General features: G+C 63.9%; 21 protein-coding genes and 2 riboswitches. Of the genes, 5 read left to right on the forward strand and 16 right to left on the reverse strand.

Translation table 11 applies throughout. The annotated features are described in order from the left end of the window. The first annotated feature begins 61 nt into the window (after positions 1-61). The 3 genes from LKX83_RS29340 to LKX83_RS29350 all read left to right on the forward strand — a co-directional run bounded on the left by LKX83_RS29340 (position 62) and on the right by LKX83_RS29350 (position 2,931). Positions 62-373: an LSm family protein gene (locus tag LKX83_RS29340; protein WP_227886384.1), complete on the forward strand. Its 312-nt coding sequence runs from the start codon at positions 62-64 to the stop codon at positions 371-373. Between the two features lie 169 nt (positions 374-542). Then, positions 543-1,850, forward strand: coding sequence for an MFS transporter (locus tag LKX83_RS29345; RefSeq protein ID WP_227886385.1), 1,308 nt, complete (start codon positions 543-545; stop codon positions 1,848-1,850). A 58-nt stretch (positions 1,851-1,908) separates the two neighbouring features. After that, a complete protein-coding gene (locus LKX83_RS29350; RefSeq protein ID WP_227886386.1) occupies positions 1,909-2,931 on the forward strand; it encodes an NADH:flavin oxidoreductase/NADH oxidase in 1,023 nt (340 codons plus the stop codon). Between the two features lie 249 nt (positions 2,932-3,180). On the opposite strand, the gene LKX83_RS29355 is transcribed toward LKX83_RS29350, so the two are convergent. The 15 genes from LKX83_RS29355 to LKX83_RS29425 all read right to left on the reverse strand — a co-directional run bounded on the left by LKX83_RS29355 (position 3,181) and on the right by LKX83_RS29425 (position 17,383). Continuing rightward, positions 3,181-3,969 carry a DUF4247 domain-containing protein gene (locus tag LKX83_RS29355; RefSeq protein WP_227886387.1) on the reverse strand — a complete coding sequence of 263 codons (789 nt, stop codon included), beginning with the start codon at positions 3,967-3,969 and terminating at the stop codon, positions 3,181-3,183. Beyond that, complete coding sequence (locus tag LKX83_RS29360; RefSeq protein WP_227886388.1) at positions 3,969-4,481, reverse strand: DUF4178 domain-containing protein; 513 nt, start codon at positions 4,479-4,481, stop codon at positions 3,969-3,971. The genes LKX83_RS29355 and LKX83_RS29360 overlap by 1 nt, the downstream gene beginning before the upstream one ends. 28 nt (positions 4,482-4,509) lie before the next feature. Further along, positions 4,510-4,914 (reverse strand): DUF350 domain-containing protein, encoded by a 405-nt coding sequence (locus LKX83_RS29365; protein WP_227886389.1) that lies wholly within the window; start codon positions 4,912-4,914, stop codon positions 4,510-4,512. 161 nt (positions 4,915-5,075) lie between these two features. After that, positions 5,076-5,744 carry a PspA/IM30 family protein gene (locus LKX83_RS29370; protein ID WP_227886390.1) on the reverse strand — a complete coding sequence of 223 codons (669 nt, stop codon included), beginning with the start codon at positions 5,742-5,744 and terminating at the stop codon, positions 5,076-5,078. A gap of 148 nt (positions 5,745-5,892) precedes the next feature. After that, entirely contained in the window at positions 5,893-6,960 is a 1,068-nt protein-coding gene (locus tag LKX83_RS29375; RefSeq protein WP_227886391.1) for a KamA family radical SAM protein, read from the reverse strand. Between the two features lie 155 nt (positions 6,961-7,115). Continuing rightward, positions 7,116-7,266: riboswitch (cyclic di-AMP (ydaO/yuaA leader) on the reverse strand. Between the two features lie 118 nt (positions 7,267-7,384). Then, on the reverse strand, positions 7,385-8,635 hold the full coding sequence (locus LKX83_RS29380) for a serine hydroxymethyltransferase (protein WP_227886392.1): 1,251 nt from the start codon (positions 8,633-8,635) through the stop codon (positions 7,385-7,387). A gap of 36 nt (positions 8,636-8,671) precedes the next feature. Then, positions 8,672-9,286, reverse strand: a complete 615-nt coding sequence (locus LKX83_RS29385; protein WP_227886393.1) for a TIGR01440 family protein — start codon at positions 9,284-9,286, stop codon at positions 8,672-8,674. 37 nt (positions 9,287-9,323) lie between these two features. Then, entirely contained in the window at positions 9,324-9,782 is a 459-nt protein-coding gene (gene rpiB, locus LKX83_RS29390) for a ribose 5-phosphate isomerase B (RefSeq protein WP_227886394.1), read from the reverse strand. 188 nt (positions 9,783-9,970) lie between these two features. After that, positions 9,971-10,052: riboswitch (ZMP/ZTP riboswitch) on the reverse strand. A gap of 40 nt (positions 10,053-10,092) precedes the next feature. Next, on the reverse strand, positions 10,093-10,671 hold the full coding sequence (locus LKX83_RS29395) for a low molecular weight protein arginine phosphatase (protein WP_227886395.1): 579 nt from the start codon (positions 10,669-10,671) through the stop codon (positions 10,093-10,095). 44 nt (positions 10,672-10,715) lie between these two features. After that, positions 10,716-11,273, reverse strand: coding sequence for a manganese efflux pump MntP (locus LKX83_RS29400; protein ID WP_227886396.1), 558 nt, complete (start codon positions 11,271-11,273; stop codon positions 10,716-10,718). A 211-nt stretch (positions 11,274-11,484) separates the two neighbouring features. Then, positions 11,485-12,576, reverse strand: a complete 1,092-nt coding sequence (locus LKX83_RS29405; protein WP_227886397.1) for an L-threonylcarbamoyladenylate synthase — start codon at positions 12,574-12,576, stop codon at positions 11,485-11,487. Positions 12,577-12,631: 55 nt separating this feature from the next. Further along, entirely contained in the window at positions 12,632-13,381 is a 750-nt protein-coding gene (spoIIR, locus tag LKX83_RS29410) for a stage II sporulation protein R (protein WP_227886398.1), read from the reverse strand. Positions 13,382-14,291: 910 nt separating this feature from the next. Beyond that, positions 14,292-15,170: a peptide chain release factor N(5)-glutamine methyltransferase gene (gene prmC / locus LKX83_RS29415; protein ID WP_227886408.1), complete on the reverse strand. Its 879-nt coding sequence runs from the start codon at positions 15,168-15,170 to the stop codon at positions 14,292-14,294. Positions 15,171-15,371: 201 nt separating this feature from the next. Beyond that, a complete protein-coding gene (prfA, locus tag LKX83_RS29420) occupies positions 15,372-16,445 on the reverse strand; it encodes a peptide chain release factor 1 (protein WP_227886399.1) in 1,074 nt (357 codons plus the stop codon). A 44-nt stretch (positions 16,446-16,489) separates the two neighbouring features. Beyond that, positions 16,490-17,383, reverse strand: a complete 894-nt coding sequence (locus tag LKX83_RS29425; protein WP_227886400.1) for a DMT family transporter — start codon at positions 17,381-17,383, stop codon at positions 16,490-16,492. A gap of 121 nt (positions 17,384-17,504) precedes the next feature. Between LKX83_RS29425 and LKX83_RS29430 the strand changes: the two genes are divergently transcribed. Both LKX83_RS29430 and LKX83_RS29435 read left to right on the forward strand, forming a co-directional pair. Further along, positions 17,505-18,386 carry a LysR family transcriptional regulator gene (locus tag LKX83_RS29430; RefSeq protein WP_227886401.1) on the forward strand — a complete coding sequence of 294 codons (882 nt, stop codon included), beginning with the start codon at positions 17,505-17,507 and terminating at the stop codon, positions 18,384-18,386. Next, a complete protein-coding gene (locus LKX83_RS29435; RefSeq protein ID WP_227886402.1) occupies positions 18,383-19,345 on the forward strand; it encodes a helix-turn-helix transcriptional regulator in 963 nt (320 codons plus the stop codon). The genes LKX83_RS29430 and LKX83_RS29435 overlap by 4 nt, the downstream gene beginning before the upstream one ends. 162 nt (positions 19,346-19,507) lie before the next feature. Here the strand turns inward: LKX83_RS29435 and LKX83_RS29440 are convergent, their stop codons facing one another. Further along, a complete protein-coding gene (locus tag LKX83_RS29440; protein ID WP_227886403.1) occupies positions 19,508-20,368 on the reverse strand; it encodes a stalk domain-containing protein in 861 nt (286 codons plus the stop codon). Between the last annotated feature and the right edge of the window lie 537 nt (positions 20,369-20,905).

Genomic DNA, 20,905 nt, shown 5'->3' on the forward strand with positions numbered 1-20,905 from the left:
TCGTGACCGATTTTAAACCGGGTGCATAGCCTATTGAAGCACCGCCCAAGGAGGAATGAAGATGGCAAGACTAGCGGAAACGCCAGGCGCTCCGGCACCGCTGTACCAGGCCGAGCAGGAATGGGTCGGCCGCGTCAAGAAAATGCGTCACAAGCTGAACGAAGTCGGCAGCTCGTGCCTCAACCGCCGCGTGCGGGTCGAGACGATCGACGGCCATAAGTACGAAGGCACGGTCGTCGGCTGCGACGGCTGCCACCTGCATCTGATGGTGACGCCTACGGCGCAGGATCTGCGGTTTTTCGGGCCGAGCGCCTCGAACGCCATTTTGACGCTCGTGCTGTACGAACTGCTCGTTCTAACGCTACTGATCTAGCCTGCCGGCGGGAGCCTCCCTCCCGCCGCATCTCCGCCCGGTCTTGCGGGCATCGGCGTCTTCATGCGAACGGCGCTCATGATTTCCGGCATTCTGGCGAACCTTATGAAGGTTGTCCGTTTCCCCTTGCCGCGAATATCGAATCCGAGAACGACGTCAGGAGGCCCAGATGCTAGACCACACCAAATCGCGCCCTTCGCTCCGCGAAGCATTCGGCAGCCGGACGGCGGATGCCCAGCCGGCCCGGTCCGGCTCGCCATCGAAAGGCGGAGCCAAACTCGACCGCCAAGCGATTCTGCTGCTCGGCGTGAACGCCCTCTTCACCTGCGCCAACGCGCTATCCGGCACCTTCGTGAACATTTACATATGGAAGATCAAAAACGACTACACCTTGCTCGGCTGGTTCGCCGTCGCGCATCAGCTGACGATGTCGCTCACCTTTTGGCTGGCCGGCAAGTGGGTCAAGGAAGGCAACAAGATGAACGCGCTGCGGGTCGGCGTGGCCATGTCCGCGGTGTTTTACGGCATCGTGCTGCTGCTCGGCACCCGGGCCGCGGATTACATCGCCCTCCTCGGCTTCGTGCAAGGGATCTCCTCCGGCTTGTTCTGGCTGGCTTTTAACGTCGTTTATTTCGAGATCACGAATCGGGACAACCGCGACCGGTTCAACGGCGTCACGGGTCTGCTGGGGTCGATCGCGGGCATGATCGTCCCCTGGATTTCGGGCTATCTCATCACGAAAAGCGCGGGGAACACCGGCTACCGCCTCATCTTCTCCATCTCGCTCGCCGTCTTCGTCGCCGGGGCCGTGCTGACTTTTTTCCTCCACAAACGAAAGATCGAAAGCCGCTACGACTGGCGAGGCGGCTTCCGCGGTCTCGGCCGGCGGGACAACCCCTGGCGAATCATCGGCCTCGCCATGGTGGCTCAAGGACTGCGCGAAGGGATCTTCGGCTTTATGGTCGCCCTGCTCGTCTATATCTCCACCAAAAGCGAAATGAAGATCGGCAACTTCTCCCTCTACACCTCGGCGGTCGCCTTGGGCAGCTTTTGGCTGGCCGGACGGCTGTACAAGCCCCGCTACCGCCAGTGGGGGATGCTCGCGGGCGTCCTCATGATGAGCGTCTCCATCCTCCCTTTGTTCTGGGGCGTCAGCTACGGGACGCTGCTCCTCTTCGGGATCGGCACCGCGCTGTTTTTTCCTCTGTATACGATCCCGTCCGTCTCGATCGTGTTCGATCAGATCGGCAGCGACGAAGAGAGCGTGCGGCGCCGCGAAGAATACATCATCTTCCGGGAGCTGGCGCTGAACGCCGGCCGTTTCCTCGGAACGATCGTCTTTATCGCGGTTATCTCGCGCAGTACCGCGCCTCTGGTGATCAACATCATGCTGCTCGCGTTCGGCAGCTCGCCGATTCTCGTATGGCTCCTGCTGCGCAGGCGCCTGGCGGCGATGGCTCCCGCTCCAAAACTGTGACCAAATCTGTTACAATATAAAGCGGTAGAGTCCCATCACAGACAGAGGAGTGGAGAACATGAGCCATCTGAGCACCGCCTATACCCTGAAAGGCTTGACGCTGCACAACCGCATCGTCATGAGCCCGATGTGCCAATATTCCGTCGACGCGGAGGACGGGGCGCCGAACGACTGGCACTTCGTCCATTATGCCTCCCGCGCGGTGGGCGGCACGGGCCTCATCCTCGTCGAGATGACCGACGTCGAGCCGGACGGCCGCATCACGAACCGCGACCTCGGCCTCTGGTCGGACGATCAGATCCCGGCGCATCGCCGCCTCGTCGAAGCCGCGCACCGGAACGGCGCGAAGATCGGCATCCAACTCGCGCACGCGGGACGCAAAGCGCTCGACGCCGAGCCGCCCGTCGGCCCCTGGAACGAGCCGTTCGACGACAAAGCCAAAACGCCGCGCGCGCTGACGACCGAGGAGGTCTGGGCGCTCGTCGACAAGTTCGCGCAAGCGGCCGCCCGCGCCGTCGCCGCCGGCTACGACACGATCGAGCTGCACGGCGCGCACGGCTACCTGATCCACCAATTCCACTCGCCGGGCATCAACAAGCGCGAAGACGAATTCGGCCGTGACCCGGCCAAGTTCGGCGTCGAGGTCATCCGCGCGGTGAAGCGCGCGCTGCCGCCCGACATGCCGCTGCTCATGCGGGTATCCGCGATCGAATATGCGGAGTACGCATACGGGCTCGAGCACATCCTCGAGGTGTCTCGCTCCTACAGAGACGCCGGCGTCGACCTGTTCGACGTTTCGACCGGCGGCGAAGGCGGACCTGCGGTCAAGGGCAAGCCCGGCAACTTCCCGGGCTACCAGGTGCCGTTCGCTCGCGCCTTGAAGGAGGCGCTGGGCGTGCCGGTCATGGCCGTCGGCATGCTGGAGGACGCGAAGCTCGCCGAGAACGTCGTGGCGACCGGCGACGCCGAGCTCGTGGCCGTCGGCCGCGGCATGCTGCGCAACCCGTACTGGGCGATCGACGCGCTCCGCCAGCTGGACGGCCGCGCCGACGTCGCGAAGCCGTATTTGCGGGGGTATTGAGTCGGCTTTACGCAGCGAGCCGGGATGTTCGGGGCAGGGTGCGATTAGGGAACATTTTGTTACCTATTTAGCCCGATGCCCGACGCAGGCCCCGAATAGGGAACATTTTGTTCCCTATTCGGCCCAATCCCTGGCGCAGCCGGTAGCCCAGCCCCTCTCTTCGCGCCCCCGCGCCCAAACGACAAACAACCCGCCTCGAAGGCGGGTTGTTTGTCGTTTATGTCACCGGCCGGCGGCATCGCCGCAGCGTCATCGTCGCCTGGTGATCCGCCCCGAGCCGCCGAAGCTCGTTCGGGGCTTGGTCGACTTGCGGGGCTTGATCCAGCCGGAGCTCGACTTGCCGGTATCGCCGTCCTTGTTGCGCGTGATGCTGCCGCTAGAACCGCTCGAGCCGGAAGTCGACGGCGGCTTTTTGCTGAACAGGCCGCCGGAGCCGACGTCCGAGCCGCCCTGGGTTTTGCCGCGCTTGAAGATCGAGCCCTTCTTGTTCACCGTCATCGGCGGCGCGGACTTCAGGTCCTGGTCGGTCGGGGCGCGGTACGTGCCCGTGGCCGGCGGCGGATAAGCCTTTTGGCTGCCGTAGCCGCGATAGTCCCCGTGGTAGCCGCCCGGCCGCGACAGGTCGAACAGATTGCCGATCAGGCTGGCCAGCAGATAGCCTTCCAGGAACGACGGGCTGTAGTTTTGCCGGACGTACTCCTTGCTGTCCACCTCGACCAGCGTATCCTCGGGCTTCTCCTCGTCCTTCTGGATATGGACGATCTGATCCGCGTAGACGAGGAACATATGGTCCGGATCGTCCTTGGATACCTGCTCGGGCTTTTTCTGATCGATCAGCTCGTCCGCGACCGCCTGGACCGTCTCGCCCGCCGCCCGGTAGACGTAGGAGGTCTGGCTGCCGTTCTTGCTGACCGACTCCAGCGGATACGTCTCCTGGACGTTTAAGCTGCTGCCGCAGGCGGACAGCAGCGTGACGATCAGGCTGAAGACGACCGCGAGATGAAGCGCCGTCCCCCAGCGGCGAAGACGACGGTTCATTAGGCGTTACCCCGGAGCCATTCGACGTCGGCGGGGAGGATCTTCTCCCCTTCGTACAGCATGAAGCGGCCGTCCTGCCACTCGATCCGGAGCAGCTGGCGCCCGTCCGACTGGAACTGCCAGACGTGCAGCTCGCCGCCCGCGGACGAGAAGGGCGCCTGGCCCGCCTCGACGATGCGCGACGCGTACTGCTCCTCCAGATGATAGTCGACGCCGTCCAGCTCGATATGCGCCGGCACTTCGTCCATCGAATCTAGCCTGCCGTCGATGGCGCCGTACAGCGCGTATTCCGTCTGCATCCGCTCCTCGATCGAGAGATAGCGGATGTCGGCGCCGTCGCGCAGCGACAGCCAGACGGCGTTGCGATTCACCGGCTTCGTCCGGCCGACGACCTGATAGGTGACGAGCGACACCTCGCAGACGTCGCCGGGACCGAGGGTGAGCACGCTGCGCTCCGCCTTGAGCGGCTCCGGCTTTTTCAGGATGTTTTTGACGCGTTGAAACAAGCTCATATCCGTCCTCCTCCTCGGCGGCGACGCCTTACAGGCACGCCCCGATAATCAGCGCCCCGACCAAATGCAGCGAGCCGGCGATCATGCCGTGCCCGACGATCCCTTCCTTCACGCCCTCGTCCAACCGCAGGTCGGCCAGACTGCGGAAGGCAATCTCCACGAGCCGTTCCAGCACGAACAGGATGACGAAGGAAATGATGGAGACGAGCAGCGCTTCTCCCAGACTGACCGAAGTGACGATGGAGCGGCTCAGGATGTAGCCCTGCGCCACCAGCTTCAGAACGAAGCGGATGACCACCGCGGTATTGCCGCGCTTCATCTCCTCCAGGTCCTTGTACTTCGTGAACAAAGCGTCGATGCCCATGAGCACGAACAGCAGCACGCCGCCCGCGGCGGTCCACAGCAAGGTGCCCGCGATCTGATCCCAACTCAACGTGAACGTCTCTCCTCTCGGACGAACCGCGCGTCCAGCCGCGCGGCCGTTCCACTACCTCGATAAGAAAGGCGGCAAGGATCCGCAATCCCCTCATCGATACGCCGCCGAACGGATAAAAAGGAACCCCGGAACGCGGGGTTCATCTTTACCGTCTTTACTTAATTCTCGTACTTTTTCAGCAGCGCCGCAAGCTCGTCTTCGACTTCTTTGTTCTTGCCGAGCGCCGCGAATTCGTCGTCCAGCGATTTGCCCTTGGCCCCGCTCATTTCCTCGGTCGCCTCGGCGTGGGCTTCCATCTGCCGAACCTTCTCCTCCATCCGGCTCAGCCCGGAGAGCGCGGTATCCGCGCCGAACCCGGCCATCGCCTTGTTGATGCCGGCTTGCGCCTTCGCGGCATTCGCGCGGGCGACCAGCGTTTCGCGACGGTTTTTCAGGTCGGTGAACTGCTTGCGCATCTCGTCGAGCTTCAGGCGCAGATTGTCGGCCGCTTGCTTGTTCTGTTCGTAGCTCGCCTTGTACTCGGCCATTTTTTGCTCGGAAGCTTTCTTTTCCTCCAAGGCGCGGCGGGCGAGGTCGATGTTCTTCGCCTGGGCTGCGATGTTCGCCTGCTCTTCGCGCTTGGCGACGAGCGCCGCTTGCTCTTCGTACAGCTGCTTGAACCGCTTCTCGAGCGCGATCTGAGCGGCGACGGCCTTCTCCGCGTCTTCCAGATCGTCCTGCATGTCGCGCAGATATTGGTCGGTCATCTTGACCGGATCCTCCGCCTTCTCGATAAGGGCATATACGTTCGACAACGTCAGGTCGCGCAATCGTTTGAAAATGGACATTTTCACGAATCCTCCTCTTGGCCTCTTCGTCTCGGCCTTATGTAACGTAATACGCAGCAGCCGAAACGGAGTTTCATCGTCTTCCTTAATGTCTGTCGTTCGGGGATAAAAAAAACCGCCGCGGACTTTTCGGCCGCGACGGCGAGGGTCAATCTCCGATATGATAGGGCGTCCGGAGGTAAGTAGGCATCCGCTTGCGCTCCGCCGCCTTCCGCTCCGCCTGCTCCCGGGCCGCCGCCGCTTCGTCGGGCAGCTCCTCGAACCAGGTGGCGTGGGGCGGGCAGTCGACGGTCAGGAACTTCCCGGTCTCGTCCTCGAGCGAAGGATGGTACTTGAGATAAGCTTTGCCGCTGTCGACCGCAAGCACGTCGATGAGGCCCGAACGATGGTTCATCGACAGGCGCACCCGCCGGCCCAGTCCCGCCGTCCTCGCCTTGGCGCTCTCGACGAGGCCGTAAGCCCGCTCGAGCGGCACCGCGAACGTTTCGCGTCCCGCCGCCGGGCGGTTGAGAAAGAAGTAGTAGGGGGTGACGCCCGCTTCGGTCAGACGGTCGAGCAGCATCGCGAGCACCTCGGGATCATCGTTGACGCCGCCCAGGATGGGCGTGCGGTTCACGACGATGGCGCCCGCCTCCTGCAGCGCCTGGAAAGCCCGGGCGGACTCCGGCGTCAGCTCGCGGGGATGGTGCACGTGCGCCATCACGTAGATGCGCTTAGCCGGCGTCGAGTGCGTGCGCAAGAGCGCGATCAAGCCCTCGTCCTCGTAGATGCGCATCGGATTCACGACCGGCAGCTTGGAGCTCAGCCGGATGATGCCGACGAGCGGAATCTCCCGCAGCCGTTCGATCACGACGCGGAGCCGTTCCGTGGGCAGGTTCAGGCTGTCGCCTCCGGCCAGGACGACCTGGCGGATCTCCGGATGCTGCCCGACGTAGTCGAGCGCAGGCTGAATGCCCTCTTTGGCTTCGGTCTCCGGCACCATGAGGAAAGCGGTCGTCCGGTACGTATGCCGATAGCCTTGGGCGAGATAGTCGTTCTCTTCGTCGGAGAGGCTCCAGATGCTGCAGGACGGAGCGGTGCGCTCCGCCGGCTCCACGAGCTTGCGCAGCGGATCGTTGGCGTCGTTCCAATCGATCAGGCCGCGGTAATACGTATTATCGGGATAAAGGACGGGGGCGTCGGGTTGCAGGCTTTGGGACGGTTCGTTCATCGCCATCGTGATTCCTCCTTTTCCACAGCGGTTCGTTCGGGCGAAAGGGTCGGCAAAGACCCCTCGCAGGCGGCGACAGGGTTCACGCTTAAGCCAGATAGGGGTCTTAAAGGACGCAAAAAGACCCTCGAGAGGGTCAAATGAGTTGAAATAAGTATGCGCATTGACCCATCCACTGCCGACGAGGTTAGCTGACGGGCTCGGGTAGATGGTACCCTATGACGGTGCCGCAAGCGGCATCGGCGTCGATTCGCCCCAAATGATCGGTTCCCCCGCTTTCCGGCATTGCCGGAAATTAAGCGTACGTATAGTTTATACCTTTACCCGGTATTCGTCAAACACCACGCGCCCATTTTCCGTCAGGAGGCGAAAAATGGGCGCGTGGCGGGCCTATGCCGGGAGGAAAAGGCTTCGTTTCGCTCCGTTCGGCTTAGTATTGAAGCTCCGGATACAGCGGATACTGGGCGGTCAGGCCGCGAACGATCTTGCGCGCTTCCTCCAGCTTGGCTTCGTCCTTCGGATTTTTCAGCGTGAGCGCGATCACCTGTCCGATCGTCTTCATCGCTTCGGCGCCCATGCCGCGCGAAGTGACGGCCGGCGTGCCGATCCGGATGCCGCTCGTGATGAACGGGCTGGTCGGGTCGAACGGGATCGCGTTTTTGTTGACCGTGATGCCGACGGAGTCGAGCACGTGCTCGGCGTCCTTGCCGGTGATGTTCAGGTTGCGGGTGTCGATCAGCATCAGGTGGTTGTCCGTGCCGCCGGAAACGAGGTTCAGCCCTTCGCCGAGCAGCGTTTCCGCGAGCGCCTTGGCGTTGGAGACGACGTTGGCCGCATAGTCCTTGAAGGAAGGCTGCAGCGCTTCGCCGAGGGCCACGGCTTTGGCCGCGATGATGTGCATCAGCGGGCCGCCCTGGGTGCCCGGGAACACCGCTTTATCGATCGCCGCGGCCCACGGCTTGCGGCAAAGGATCAGGCCGCCGCGCGGACCGCGCAGCGTCTTGTGCGTCGTCGTCGTGACGAAGTGCGCGTGCGGCACCGGGGACGGATGCTGGCCGCCGGCGACGAGGCCCGCGATGTGCGCCATGTCGACCATGAGCAGCGCGCCCACGTCTTGGGCGATCTGGCCGAGCGCTTCGAAGTCGATCGTGCGCGGATAAGCGCTGGCACCGGCTACGATCAGGCGCGGACGATGCTTGAAAGCGGCTTTTCGGACTTCGTCGTAATCGATCTTAAAGGTTTGCTCGTCGACGCCGTAGGCGACGAAGTTGTACAGCAGGCCGGACGCGTTGACCGGGCTGCCGTGCGTCAGGTGGCCGCCGTGGGCCAGGTTCATGCCGAGGACGGTGTCGCCCGGCTTCAGGACGGCGAGGTAGACGGCCAGGTTCGCCTGGGCGCCGGAGTGCGGCTGCACGTTCGCGTGTTCCGCGCCGAACAGTTCCTTCGCGCGGTTGCGGGCGATCTCCTCGGGGATGTCGACGTATTCGCAGCCGCCGTAGTAGCGCTTGCCGGGGTAGCCTTCGGCGTATTTGTTCGTCAGGACGGTGCCCATCGCTTCGAGCACGGCTTCGCTGACGATGTTTTCCGAAGCGATCAGCTCCAAGTTGTCGCGTTGACGGGTCAGTTCCAGGTTCATCGCTTTGACGATTTCGGGGTCTTGATTGCGCAAATGTGCGGACATGGGGGTTCCTCCTCCAAAAGGTATAAGTTCAAAAGGTCAATCGCATGTATTCGAAGGCCGTTCCGGTTCGGCCGGGAGCGCATAGACCGCCCGTTCGCCGCCGATCAGCTTCGGCCTCGCGTAAGCCATCGTCACCCGGGCTTCGCCCACCCAGCGGACGCTGGGCCGCACGGGCACGGCGACCGGCCGGAGATGCATCCCGATCAGCGTCTCGCCGATGTCGAGGCCCGCGTCGGCCTGCACGGACTCGACGAGGCACGGATCGCTCAGGCGCCGGTAGGCGTAAGCGGCCATCGAGCCGCCGGCCTTGGGCACGGGCACGGCCGAAACGACCGTCCAGCCCTTTGCCGCCGCCAGCGTCCGCTCCGTCACAAGCGCGCGGTTCAGATGCTCGCAGCACTGCCAGACGGCATGGAAGCCGACCCGCAGCCGAACGCGGTCGACGCCTTCGTAGACTTCGCGGGCGACGGCCTCCGCGCCGGACGTGCCGATGCGGCGTCCCTGCACCTCGCTCGTGCTGACGCCGAAGACGATCGTCTGACCGGCGATGAGGCTCCCCGCGCGGACGAGCTCGTCGAGCGCGCGCTCGACCTGGTCCGCGACCGACGCCGGGGCGGACGCCCCGGGCTGCTGTTGTTCGGAATGCGTCATGCGCTTCTCCTCCCGGCTTTCTTGGCTAGTCTGCATGCTAAGGATGAAGGGAATATTGCTGCTCGAGCGCTTTTACCTTGCCCAATCGGCCCAGATGGCGCTCGCCCGCCGAGAACGGCGTGTCCAGCCATACGCGGACGATCTCCTCGGCCAGTCCCGGACCGACGACGCGCTCGCCCATCGCCAGCACGTTCGTATCGTTGTGCTCGCGGGTCGCCTTCGCCGAGAACAGGTCGTGCACGAGCGCGCAGCGGATGCCGGGCGTCTTGTTTGCCGCGATCGACATGCCGATGCCCGTCCCGCAGATCAGAATGCCGCGCTCCGCATCGCCGCCGACGACTTTGTCGCAGACCGGCACGGCGTAGTCGGGATAGTCGACCGAATCCGCGCAGCTGCACCCTACGTCGATCACCTCGTGGCCCTGCGCCTCCAGAAACGGAACGATGACGTCTTTCAGTCGGTAGCCCGCGTGATCGGCGCCGATTGCGATTTTCATGCCTCCAGATACCCTCCCTTTGTCCGATCCGGAACGTCCCGCCTCGCGGCTTGCCGCTTCCGAATCTGCCGCCGCGGCCCTTCCCCTCCGTCGCGGAACGGGGATCGGCTTGCCGTCGGCTTGGTCAGATGTATTATACCTAATTTGCCGAAAAAAGACGAAAAAGAGCATGCGTGCGAAAGCACGCTGCTCTTTGCCCAGGCGACCGGCCGACATTCCGGTGCTCCACTGTGGTTAAGCCCACTTGTGTCGCCAGTTACACCGGAACTGCAACTTGTAGTCTCATCATACCGAACGAAGCGGCCCGCCGTCAATGGGTATCCGGCTTGCGAAACGCCCGCTCCAGCGCCTCGCGGATCTCCTCCGCGCACGCCTCGTAAGCTTCGGGCGGTCCTCCGAACGGGTCCGCAATATCGAAATTCGGCAGGCGGCGTTCCAGTTCCCGCAGCTTGGCCCGATCCGCTTCGGAGAGCGGCTGGCCGAGCGCCCGCTTCATCTGCCATTCCGTATAGATCCGCTCCGCCTCGGCGAGGTCCTCCATCACGGGGTGGTCGCGGTAGGAATATTCCATTAACGTATGCGTCTTGGCGACGGCTTCGGGATAGCGTTCGACGATCGCGCGCTTGTGCGAGCCGGTCATTGCCAGGATCAAGTCCGCCCAAGCGACCTCGCCGCCGGTGAGCGGCGTCGCGCGTCCGGGCACGTCCACATTGCGCTGCCGAAGCGTCTTCTCCGCGTGGGCCGAGATCGGCATGCCGGAAGCGGCGGCCACGCCGGCGGAGCGGACTTCGATCCGCAGGCCGTCCCTGGCGGCTTGGGCGCGCAGCAGCGCTTCGGCCATCGGACTGCGGCACGTATTGCCCGTACAGACAAGCAGGATGCGTTGCATTTGCGTTGCCCCCTTCTCCCAGACGTCATTTCGTGGTGAATTAGTTATATCAAAAAGAGGAGTCCGAACGCAAACAGGATCACGCCGCCGAACGCTTCGCCGTAGCCGCCCAGCGAACGGCTCACGCGCCGGCCCAGCATGAGGCCGAGCACGCTCATCGAGCCGCCGATAAAGCCGAACAGCAATACGGTGAACAGCATATGCGCCGAAAACATGCCGAGCGACACGCCCACGGAAAACGCGTCGACGCTGACGCTGAGCGCGAACACGAGCATGCCCCAGAAGGTTCTGTGATTAAAGGAGGCGACAGGCTCGCCCCGCAGCGCGCTATATACCATATGGCCGCCGAGCAGGAGCAGCAGCCCGCCCGCCGCCGACGTCGCCACGCCGCCCAGCAATACGCTCACGTACTGTCCGGTGAACATGCCGGCCAGCGGCATCAGCACGTGAAAGGCGGCGATCATCGAGCTCAGCTTGAGCACGTCCAGCTTGCGGACGCCGCGAAGACCGATGCCGACGCCCAGCGAGAACGCGTCCATCCCCAGCGCCACCGCCATGATGACGATCGTAAGCATATGTCCCGCCATGACGTGCCATTCCATGATCCTTCCCCCTCCGTTCCCGCGGGCAACCTGTCCCGGACCGTGCGCTAAGACCAACATATGCGGACAAGGACCCGATCATGTCTTCGGCGAGGGGCGTCGGGGAAAGGGGGCTATTCAGTTGGGGGGATGGGGATGAAATCTTGGCCTCGGCGCAATGCGGCCGGCGCGTAGGCGGCCGGCGCGCCTGCTCCGGGGGCGGCCGCGCGCCCTACGCCCGAAGGATGCGGCCGCCCGCGGCTTTGCGCAGGCGGTTCATGAGCGCGGCGCCGATGCCGTCCTCCGGGTAGCCTTCGGCGACGACGTAGTCCAGGCCGCGGTCGTCGCACGCCCGGAGCGCCGCGTACAGCGCCTGCGCCGCCTCGCCGGGCGCGGCCCGGCTGCCGAGGTCGAGCACGGCGTCGGCGCGGTAGCCGCCGGCATGCTCGGCGCAGGCCAGGATGCCGACGCGCTGCCCGCGCCCGCGCGCCGCGTCTGCCGCGGCCTGCACCGCGGCGCGCATCGCGGTCGCCTCGCCCGTCACCAGCACCATTTCGCCCTGCGGGGCGTAATGGGCGTACTTCATGCCGGGCGAGCGAGGCGCCGCCTCGGACTCCTCGCCCGCGGCGGGCTCGCCGGCCGGAGCGGCCTCCGCCGACGCGCTGTCCGCGCTCTCGACGCGGACGTGCGGTCCCGCGGCCGCGCGGAGCTGCTCGGCGGTAACGCCGCCCGGGCGCAGCACATGGATGGCGCCGTCGAGCACGCGGACGACCGTCGACTCGAGGCCGACGCCGGTCGGACCGTCGTCCAGCACGCCGTCGATGCGGCCGTCCAGGTCTTCCAGGACGTGCCGCGCCAGCGTCGGGCTGGGGCGGCCCGAGCGGTTCGCGCTCGGAGCCGCGACCGGACAGCCGGCCGCCGCGATCAGCCGGCGCGCGGTCTCGTGCGCGGGGACGCGCACGGCGACCGTATCGAGGCCGGCCGTCACACGGGCCGACACGGCACCGGGGCGGACCGGCAGCACAAGCGTCAGCGGCCCGGGCCAGAATGCCTCCATCAGCCGCCGCTCTAGCGGCGATACGACCGAAGCCAATTCGTCCGCCTCCGACGCGTCGGCCAGATGTACGATCAGCGGATTGTCGGACGGCCTTCCTTTGGCGGCGAAGATGCTCTCCACCGCCTCCGTGCTGCGTGCGTCGCCCCCGAGCCCGTACACCGTCTCGGTCGGGAACGCGACAACGCCGCCCGCGGCTAACGCCGAGGCGGCTTCGTGTATGCCGGCGTCCAAGCGCTCCGGCGGCCAATATATCGTCATCTTGTTCATCGTGAGATCCATCCTTGCCGTTGAACCTATCTTAGGACGATTATATCACAGCGCCCTAGGAGAACAACGCCCGGAGAAACGCGAACAGCTTTTGCAGCAGCTCCCACAGGAAAAACTTCGCGTGCGGCTTTTCCAGCGTTCCGCTCGCCGCCTTGCCGCCGGCTTCTTGGCCTTTCTTGTCGGAGGCCGCCTGGGCTGCCTGGGCTTTCGAAGACTTGCCGCCGGCCTCGGCTTTCGCGTCCTTCGCCTGCTTGCCGCCGGCTTCGCTCGTCTTGGCGGGAGCTTTCGCAGCCTGGTCGTCCGCGGCCGTCGCGGCCGTCAGACAGAGCGGCGGGAACAGCACGCACCACCAGTTGACGCCTTGCCCATCGCCGAGCGTGATGCGGAGCGCCTCATACTTGCCGGCCGGGTACGCCTTGCCTTCGAACGTTTTGGCCGGAAAGTCTACTTTGGCCAGCACCGTCTTGGCGCCGTAGCCGGCTTTCTCCCGCTTCAGCACCCGGTTCGCCGTCTTTTGAATGTCTCCGAGACGGGACTTGATCAGCGTGCGGGCTTCGTCAATCGTATCGGGCATGACGCCCCAGGAATCGATCAGCTTGGCAACCTCGTCGCGCACTTGGCGCTTGATCGCTTGGTCGCGGTCGCTGTCGGAGTTCGCGATAATTCGGATGCGGATCGCCTCGTTCGGGATTGCGGAATCCCCCGCGGAATCCGCGGCCGCGCCCCGCGCGGCAAGGGTGGAGCAGCCAATGACGCCAATCAGCAAAAGAAAAAGATAAGGGATAAAATGGCGGAGACCACGCATCGTTTTTCGCTCCTCGCGGCACCCGTCGGCGCCTTCGATGCGTTCCGGAACGTCTTAGCCATCAGTATGTCCGGCTGGGGAAACTATAAACCTCGCAATCTAGCTTTTTTGGAGGGCAGTGCGGAGAATCTTAGTTGCGCCCGGTGGTGAGGTGTGCGGTCAAGCGAGAGTGGGGTGTTCGGTCGAGCACGATGAAACGCTTCGAAAGGGGGCCGAGGCGGCGGTCTGCCGGGATGGGCGCGGGAAAGTCAGGGGCGTGGGGCAGCGGAAGAAGTTGGAGAGAAGGGATGCAAGCTATCGTGCGAATTACGGCTTGCGTTGGACGGCGTTAGCCGGTTTGGGTGGTATCTCGGCGCAATTGGGGGTGCATGGGGCGGCGTTAGCCGGTTTGAGCGGGTATCGCGGCGCAATTGGGGGTGTATGAGGCGGCGTTAGTCGGTTTGGGCCAATAGTATTGCCCAGAACGTGACATCGTGGACCATTTTACAAACAGGAATGTTATCCCAGGGAGGCTAAATACTGTAAAACACCTGGATTTTCCGCACATCTCAGTGCCGGATTCCGCCAAACGCCGGGAGTTATACGGTTTTTCCGCACATCTCTTTGCCGGGTTCCGCCAAACGATGGGAGTTATGCGGTTTTTCCGCACATCTCGGTGCCGGATTCCGCCAAACGATGGGAGTTATACGGTTTTTCCGCACATCTCGGTGCCGGATTCCGCCAAACGCGAGGAGTTATACGATTTTTCCGCACATCTCGGTGCCAGGTTCCTGGTTTGAGCGGGTATCGCGGCGCAATCGGGGGTGCCCGAGGCGGCATTAGCCGGTTTGCGCAGGGATCTCCGAGCCCCTTCTCCCCGCTCCACCTTCACGCCTCTCCCCCTGTACCTTGTCTCCAACCCCGGCCGATGCTATCGAATCGCCAGCACGTGCCTGTCGATGCCGGCGTAGTCGCGGACGAAGCGGATCTCGCGCCAAGCGGCGGCTTCCCGCAACAGCTGCGCCGCGACTTCGGCCTGATGGATGCCGACCTCCCAGGCGACGATCGTCGGCATCGCCGGGAGGCGGCCAAGCTGGGCCGCCATCCGCCGGTAAGGCGCGAGCCCGTCCGGGCCGCCGTCGAGCGCGAGATGCGGCTCGTAGTCGCGCACCTCGCGCTGCAGGCCGGGCATGTCCGCCGACGGGATGTACGGCGGATTGGAGACGATCACATCGAACGCCTGAACCGCGCCCGGGGCGAGAAACGGCTCCAGCAGATCGCCCTGCGCGAACGCGATTGCCGCGCCGTGGCGCGCCGCATTGGCGCGGGCGACGGCGAGCGCTTCGGGCGACAGGTCCGACGCCGTCACGCGCCAGCGCGGCCGCTCCGCCGCCAGCGTCACGGCAAGCGCGCCGCTGCCGGTGCCCACGTCCAAGACGCGAAGCGGACGCTCGCGTCCGTCCAGCCGCTCGTCGGCGGCCGCCAGCACCGCCTCGGCGAGCAGCTCCGTCTCCGGGCGCGGGATGAGCACCGCGGGAGAAACGTCGAACAAGCGGCCGTAAAAATGCTGCCCGCCCGTCATGTACTGCACCGGCTCGCCTGCGGCTTTGCGCGCCAACAGCCGCTCCCAGGCCTCCCGCCGCTCCGGCGGAAACGGCTCCCGCATGTCCATCAGCAGCCTCGCCTTATCGCACTCCAGCAGATGGAGCAGCAGCAGCTCGGCGTTCCCTTCCGCTTCGTCCACGCCCGCCTCGCGCAGCCGCGCCGCGCCCGCCCGCCAGGCGTCGCCGATCGTTTCCCGGTTGTCCATGCCCACCCACACCCTTTCTTTTTTCAACTGCGACACCTTCGCCCGACTCCCGCGACGGTAGGACCGAATGCCAGAACCGGCTCCCCGCACGCGGACCGCCGATTTCCGTCCAGCCTCGCCCGCCCGCAAAACGAAAAGCGGCCAAGCCTCCCGAAGAAGGCGGCCGCCTCGTGCGATGCCTGCCAGATGATGCCGTACCGCTTAGGCCATGCCCTCCTGCTGCAGGAGGTCAGTCTGCTCGGCGAGCGTCAGCGCGTTGACAATCTCGTCCATGCTGCCGTTCAGGACGGCGTCGAGCTTGTGCAAGGTGAGGCCGATGCGGTGATCGGTCACGCGGCTCTGCGGGAAGTTGTACGTACGAATCCGCTCGCTGCGGTCGCCTGTGCCGACCTTCTCGCGGCGTTCGCCGGCGTACTTGGCTTCCTCTTCCTGGATCTTGATGTCCATGATCCGGGTGCGGAGCACCTGCAGGGCTTTGGCTTTGTTGTCGTTTTGCGATTTGCCGTCCTGGCACGTTGCGACGATGCCCGTCGGGATGTGCGTGACGCGGACCGCGGATTTGGTCGTATTGACCGACTGCCCACCGGCGCCGCTCGAGCAGAACGTATCGACGCGGATGTCCTTGTCGAGAATCTCGATGTCGATCTCCTCGGCTTCCGGCATGACGACGACGGTTGACGTCGACGTGTGGATGCGTCCGCCGGATTCGGTCTCGGGCACGCGCTGTACGCGATGCGCCCCGCTCTCGAACTTCATCCTGCTGTACGCGCCCTGGCCGTTGATCGTGAAGATGACTTCCTTGAACCCGCCGAGATCGCTTACGCTAGCTTCGAGCATCTCGGTGCGCCATCCCTGGGCGTCCGCGTACTTCGCGTACATGCGGTAAAGCTCGGCCGCGAACAGGTTCGCCTCCTCGCCGCCGGCCGCTCCGCGGATCTCGACGATGACGTTTTTGTCGTCGTTCGGATCCTTCGGCAGCAGCAGGAAGCGCACGCGCTCCTCCAGCGAAGTTTTGCGCTCCGCGAGCTCCTCGATCTCCATTTTCACCATGTCGCGCATCTCTTCGTCCAGCTTCTCATCGAGCATCGCCTTGGCGGCGTCCAGTTGCTCGACGACTTGCTTATATTCCAGGTAAGCCTGATAAGGCTCTTCCAGATCCGATTGTTCCTTGGCGTACGAGCGCAGACGGGACGAGTCGTTCATCACGTCGGGGTCGCACAGAAGCTCGCTCAGCTTCTCGTATCGGTCCGCCAATACTTGTAGACGGTCCAGCACTTCACTCAACCTCCGTATGAATTCGTAATCGTCCCTCTATTATATCACAACTGCGCAAGCTTTTGCGGGCGATCGGACGACTTTGGGCGACGGCGGACCTGCCGGTTGACGAGGAAGATGCCAACTCCGATCAGCGCCCCTCCGACGGCAACATAGCCGTGAAGCGGTTCGCCGAGCAGCGCCCAGCCGGACAGCACGCCGAACAGCGGCGCGAGGAACAGGTACGCGCTGGCTCGTCCCGGCTCGGTATGGCGGAGCAGATAGGTCCACACCGAATGCTGCACGATCGAGCTGACGAGCGCCAGCCAGAGAATCACCCCAGCCGAAACGAACGTCAGCTCGAAATGGGGATGCTCCGTCAAAAAGCTCAGCGCCACCAGCACGACTCCGCCGGCCAGCATCTGATAGCCGGTCAGCACCCAGAGGTCGAACGCCCCTCCCCACCGCTTCAGCAGCAGCGAAGCCGCGGCGAATATGGTCGCGCCCGCCAGTCCGATGAGCGTACCGGGCTGCACGTGAAAATGCGTCCCGAACGTACAGACGACGCCGATAAAGCCGAGCGCGACCCCGAGCCATTGGCGTCCGCCGTACCGCGCCCCCAGAAACAACGTGCCCAGCACGATGACCATCAGCGGATTGACGAAAATGAGAATGGCCGACTCTCCCGAAGTAATCCACCTCATGCTGTAGTAGGCGCATCCCATCACCCCCGCGGAGTTGAGTGTACCGATCAGCGCTATCTTGCCCCAGGCGGCCGCTCCCCGCGGCTTCGGCCTTCGGATCGTGGCGAGAGCCATGATCCCGCCGGCCAGCAGGAACCGGATGCCCAGCAGCATGAAGGGCGTCGTGTAATCCAGGCCGATTCTACCGGTCGGAAAGGCCGTTCCCATCGAAAAGGTCGTTAACCATATCAAAGCCGCGAATTTTTTCCCGTTCATCTTCGTTACCTCCCCAGATGCGTTAGAGGTATTGTAACGCCGGCTTGCTTTCAGATAAAATAGTCATAATTAATGCTTTCAATCACTCAAAATGATATCAAGACGAAAGGAGCGATGCTGCATGGAGAGTGGCGATCTTCGCGTCTTTCAAGCGGTCGCGATCGAAGGCTCCATCACCCGCGCAGCCGCCAAGCTGGGCTACGTCCAATCCAACGTCACGGCGCGAATCCGGCAGCTCGAGGAGGATTTGAATACGGTGCTGTTCCACCGGCACAACCGAGGCATGACGCTCACCTCCGGCGGCAAGGCACTGCTCGATTACGCGGGCAAAATTCTCGGCTTGCTCGAGGAGGCGACCCGCGCCGTCACTTCGTCCACGGAGCCCCGCGGACCGCTCGCGATCGGCTCCACCCAGTCCTGTGCCGCGGTGAGACTGCCCGCCTTGCTCGCGCGCTACCACCGCCAGTATCCGGACGTGGCGCTCTCCCTCTCGACGGGGCACTCGTCGCAGGTGCTGGAGAAGGTGCTGCGCTACGAAGTGGACGGCGCCTTCCTGTCCGGCCCGGTGCCGCACGACGAAGTCGTCGCCATCCCGGCGTTCGATGAGACGCTCGCGCTCGTTTCCGAAGCCGCGATGGCGGACCTGGCGGATGCGGCGGAGAAGCCGATCCTCGTCTTCACCGACGGCTGCCACTACCGCTCCGTCCTCGAGGAGTGGCTGCGCAACAACGCCTGGAAAACGCCGCAAATCATGGAGTTCGGCACCCTCGAGGCGATCATCGGCGGCGTCGCGGCCGGGCTCGGCATCACGCTCCTGCCGTGCAGCATCGTGGCCCAATCGGCCGCGGCCGGCGCCGTCCGGACCCACTTCGACGCCAAGCTTCGCCACGCGATCCGCACGAATTTCGTCATGCGCAAAGACGCTTACGTGAGCCGCCCCTTGCAGCTTTTCCTTGACGAGTTGAGCGCAAGTCGGTTGCTCGACCGGGAGGTTGCTACGTGAAACTGGACCGCTTGCTCGCCATTACGATGCTCCTCCTGAACCGCAGCCGCGTCAGCGCCAAAGAGCTGTCCGAGCGGTTCGAGGTTTCCCTAAGGACCGTCTACCGGGACTTGGAGACGCTCGGCCAAGCCGGCATTCCGATCGTTTCCTACGTCGGCGTGGACGGCGGTTACGAGATCATGGATCGCTACCGGCTGGATCGGCAGTACCTGACGCTCGAAGAAATGAACGCCATGGTCGTCGCCCTCAAGGGCATTCAAAGCGTCGAAGGCACACTGGAGGACCGGGAGATCAGCCTCTTGCTGGACAAAGTCGGGGCGCTGCTCGCCAAATCCGAGAGGGAGCGGGTCGAGGAGACCAGCCGCCAGATCTCCCTGGACTTCAACCCTTGGCGCTCCGGCGGCGAAGGCGATAAGGAAAAGCTCGGCGTTGCGCGCCAGGCGATCCGGGACGGACGGGTGATCGAATTCGCTTATACCGGCGGGGACGGCGCCCAGACTTATCGCTCCTGCGAGCCGATGCGTGTCGTCCTGAAAGGATTCATCTGGTATGTGTACGGATATTGCCTGAAGAGGCAGGACTTTCGCATCTTCCGGCTGTCGCGCATCCGCGAGCTCCGCGCGTCGGAGGAGACGTTCGAACGGCGGCCGGACCCGCAAGAGGGCGCGGAAATCCCTTTCAGCCGTTCGGCCGCCACGTCTTGGCCGAATGGCCCTATGGTCGAACTGCTGCTGCGATTCGCCCCCGCCGCCGCGGCGAGGGCCGCCGATGCGTTCGAAGAGCGGGAGATGACCGCGGAGCCCGACGGCTCGGTGACCGTCCGCGCCGTACGCCCGAACCAGCGTTGGCTGATCCATCACCTGCTCGGGTTCGGTACCGATCTGAAGGTGCTGGCGCCTGCATCCGTCGCGAGCGATGTCCGCAGGATAGCCGAAGAGATCGCCCGCCTGTACGATTAAGCCTATCTCTCCGCTGCGAGCCGATCCCTCCTGAATCGCCGCTTTATCCGAAAAAAAAGGGGCTTTCCCGCCGGTCCATCGTGCGACCTTGGCGGGTAAGCCCCTGCGTGCGTGGAGTTGCATTCGTGGCGGAATGTCGGGCTGCGCTGCCGACTTCGCCGCTTAAGGCTGCTGCGTTTCTTCCGGAAGGACGACGAGGAGCTCGGCCGCGCTCTGCGCCGGAATGCTCTTCGTGGTGATCGGGCCGTAGTACGCGCGAATCTTCGTCCCTTTCTTCACGTCTTCCAGCTTGACCGGCTCTGCCGACGGCGTTACCACCAGCGTGTTCGAGTCGACGTTCAGGATGACGCTCGACGCGGCGGCATCGCCTTCCGCGCTGCCCAGTTGGACTTTCCAGCCGGCGTCGGTCTTCTCGATCGCGCTGACCGCGTCTTCTTTGATCAGGCGCTCCGGACCGACGACGATTTTAGCCGCATGCGACTGGCCGGGGAAGCTCAAGGCCACGATCGGGCCGTATTCGGCGGAGACGTGCGTGCCGGGCTTGATGTCCTTCGCGAGCTTGGCTTCGCCTTGCTCGTCGACGACGACGGTATCTTTATCCGCTTTGAGGACCATATAGTCGACGCCGCCGTTCGCGCTCTTGCCTTGCACCTGCAGGCTGACCAAGTCTCCTTCGGTGCTGACGCTCAGGACGACGCCGGCCAGCTGGAGCAGCTTCTCTTCCGCTTCGCCTTGTCCGGGTCCCTGTCCTTGGGAGGGGGATTGGAGATCGAATTGTTTGTTTTGCTGGCTCCATTTCAGCTCGTAGCCGAGCGCGTTCGCGGCATCGCGAAGCGGGAGGTAGGCTTTGCCGTCTATGTAGACCGGGTCCAGCGACGAATAGGTCGTGCCGTTGATCGAGACTTTGATATCATGTCGGAGGAGGCCGCTTACCTTCTGGGTCAGATCTGCCGCGCCGACTGCCGCCGTCGTGCCGAGCAAGCCTGCCGCCGTCAGGAGGACGACGAGTTTTTTCTTTTGCATGTGGGAGTTGCTCCTTTCCATGACTGGATCAAGTTTAGCTTTCCTCCCCCTTGACGAGCCCTTGGCGCGAAAAGTTGCAGTCTCCAAGGAGATTGTCGGGTCTACAGCCAAAACATGCCTCCGGTCCCAATCCAACCTGCCGGCCACGCTTGTTCCGTCTGCCGCCAGCTTCCGCCTTTCCCAGCCGCTGATGCCGCCTCTCTCCGGCCGAGGCCGACCGATTAGCCGAAATCACCACCGCCCGCGCCGTTGGCCCCGATTCGATCGAGCCCGAAGCTCCGCCGCAGCTGCTGCTGGATGTAACGGAAAGCCAGAAGACGGCCCCTCGCAGTCTCCTTTGCGCTATGCTATTCGATTTTTCGCATACGAAAGTCCCTATTCGCGCTCCAAAGCGGGATTGTATTCGATTTTTCGCATACGAAAGCCCCTATTCCCGCTCAAATGCAGGAATGGATTCGATTTTTCGCATACGAAAGCCCCTATTCGCAGAAATTTTGCAAAGAACATGACACGGATAACGGCGTGGGAAATTTTACA

Source organism: Cohnella baijiui, assembly GCF_020731285.1.
GTDB lineage: Bacteria > Bacillota > Bacilli > Paenibacillales > Paenibacillaceae > Cohnella.

Coding starts and splice junctions, on each gene's coding strand:
- LKX83_RS29340 (WP_227886384.1), top strand. CDS start 62: ATGGCAAGACTAGCGGAAACGCCAGGCGCTCCGGCACCGCTGTACCAG.
- LKX83_RS29345 (WP_227886385.1), top strand. CDS start 543: ATGCTAGACCACACCAAATCGCGCCCTTCGCTCCGCGAAGCATTCGGC.
- LKX83_RS29350 (WP_227886386.1), top strand. CDS start 1,909: ATGAGCCATCTGAGCACCGCCTATACCCTGAAAGGCTTGACGCTGCAC.
- LKX83_RS29355 (WP_227886387.1), bottom strand. CDS start 3,969: ATGAACCGTCGTCTTCGCCGCTGGGGGACGGCGCTTCATCTCGCGGTC.
- LKX83_RS29360 (WP_227886388.1), bottom strand. CDS start 4,481: ATGAGCTTGTTTCAACGCGTCAAAAACATCCTGAAAAAGCCGGAGCCG.
- LKX83_RS29370 (WP_227886390.1), bottom strand. CDS start 5,744: ATGTCCATTTTCAAACGATTGCGCGACCTGACGTTGTCGAACGTATAT.
- LKX83_RS29375 (WP_227886391.1), bottom strand. CDS start 6,960: ATGGCGATGAACGAACCGTCCCAAAGCCTGCAACCCGACGCCCCCGTC.
- LKX83_RS29380 (WP_227886392.1), bottom strand. CDS start 8,635: ATGTCCGCACATTTGCGCAATCAAGACCCCGAAATCGTCAAAGCGATG.
- LKX83_RS29385 (WP_227886393.1), bottom strand. CDS start 9,286: ATGACGCATTCCGAACAACAGCAGCCCGGGGCGTCCGCCCCGGCGTCG.
- rpiB (WP_227886394.1), bottom strand. CDS start 9,782: ATGAAAATCGCAATCGGCGCCGATCACGCGGGCTACCGACTGAAAGAC.
- LKX83_RS29395 (WP_227886395.1), bottom strand. CDS start 10,671: ATGCAACGCATCCTGCTTGTCTGTACGGGCAATACGTGCCGCAGTCCG.
- LKX83_RS29400 (WP_227886396.1), bottom strand. CDS start 11,273: ATGGAATGGCACGTCATGGCGGGACATATGCTTACGATCGTCATCATG.
- LKX83_RS29405 (WP_227886397.1), bottom strand. CDS start 12,576: ATGAACAAGATGACGATATATTGGCCGCCGGAGCGCTTGGACGCCGGC.
- spoIIR (WP_227886398.1), bottom strand. CDS start 13,381: ATGCGTGGTCTCCGCCATTTTATCCCTTATCTTTTTCTTTTGCTGATT.
- prmC (WP_227886408.1), bottom strand. CDS start 15,170: ATGGACAACCGGGAAACGATCGGCGACGCCTGGCGGGCGGGCGCGGCG.
- LKX83_RS29425 (WP_227886400.1), bottom strand. CDS start 17,383: ATGAACGGGAAAAAATTCGCGGCTTTGATATGGTTAACGACCTTTTCG.
- LKX83_RS29430 (WP_227886401.1), top strand. CDS start 17,505: ATGGAGAGTGGCGATCTTCGCGTCTTTCAAGCGGTCGCGATCGAAGGC.
- LKX83_RS29440 (WP_227886403.1), bottom strand. CDS start 20,368: ATGCAAAAGAAAAAACTCGTCGTCCTCCTGACGGCGGCAGGCTTGCTC.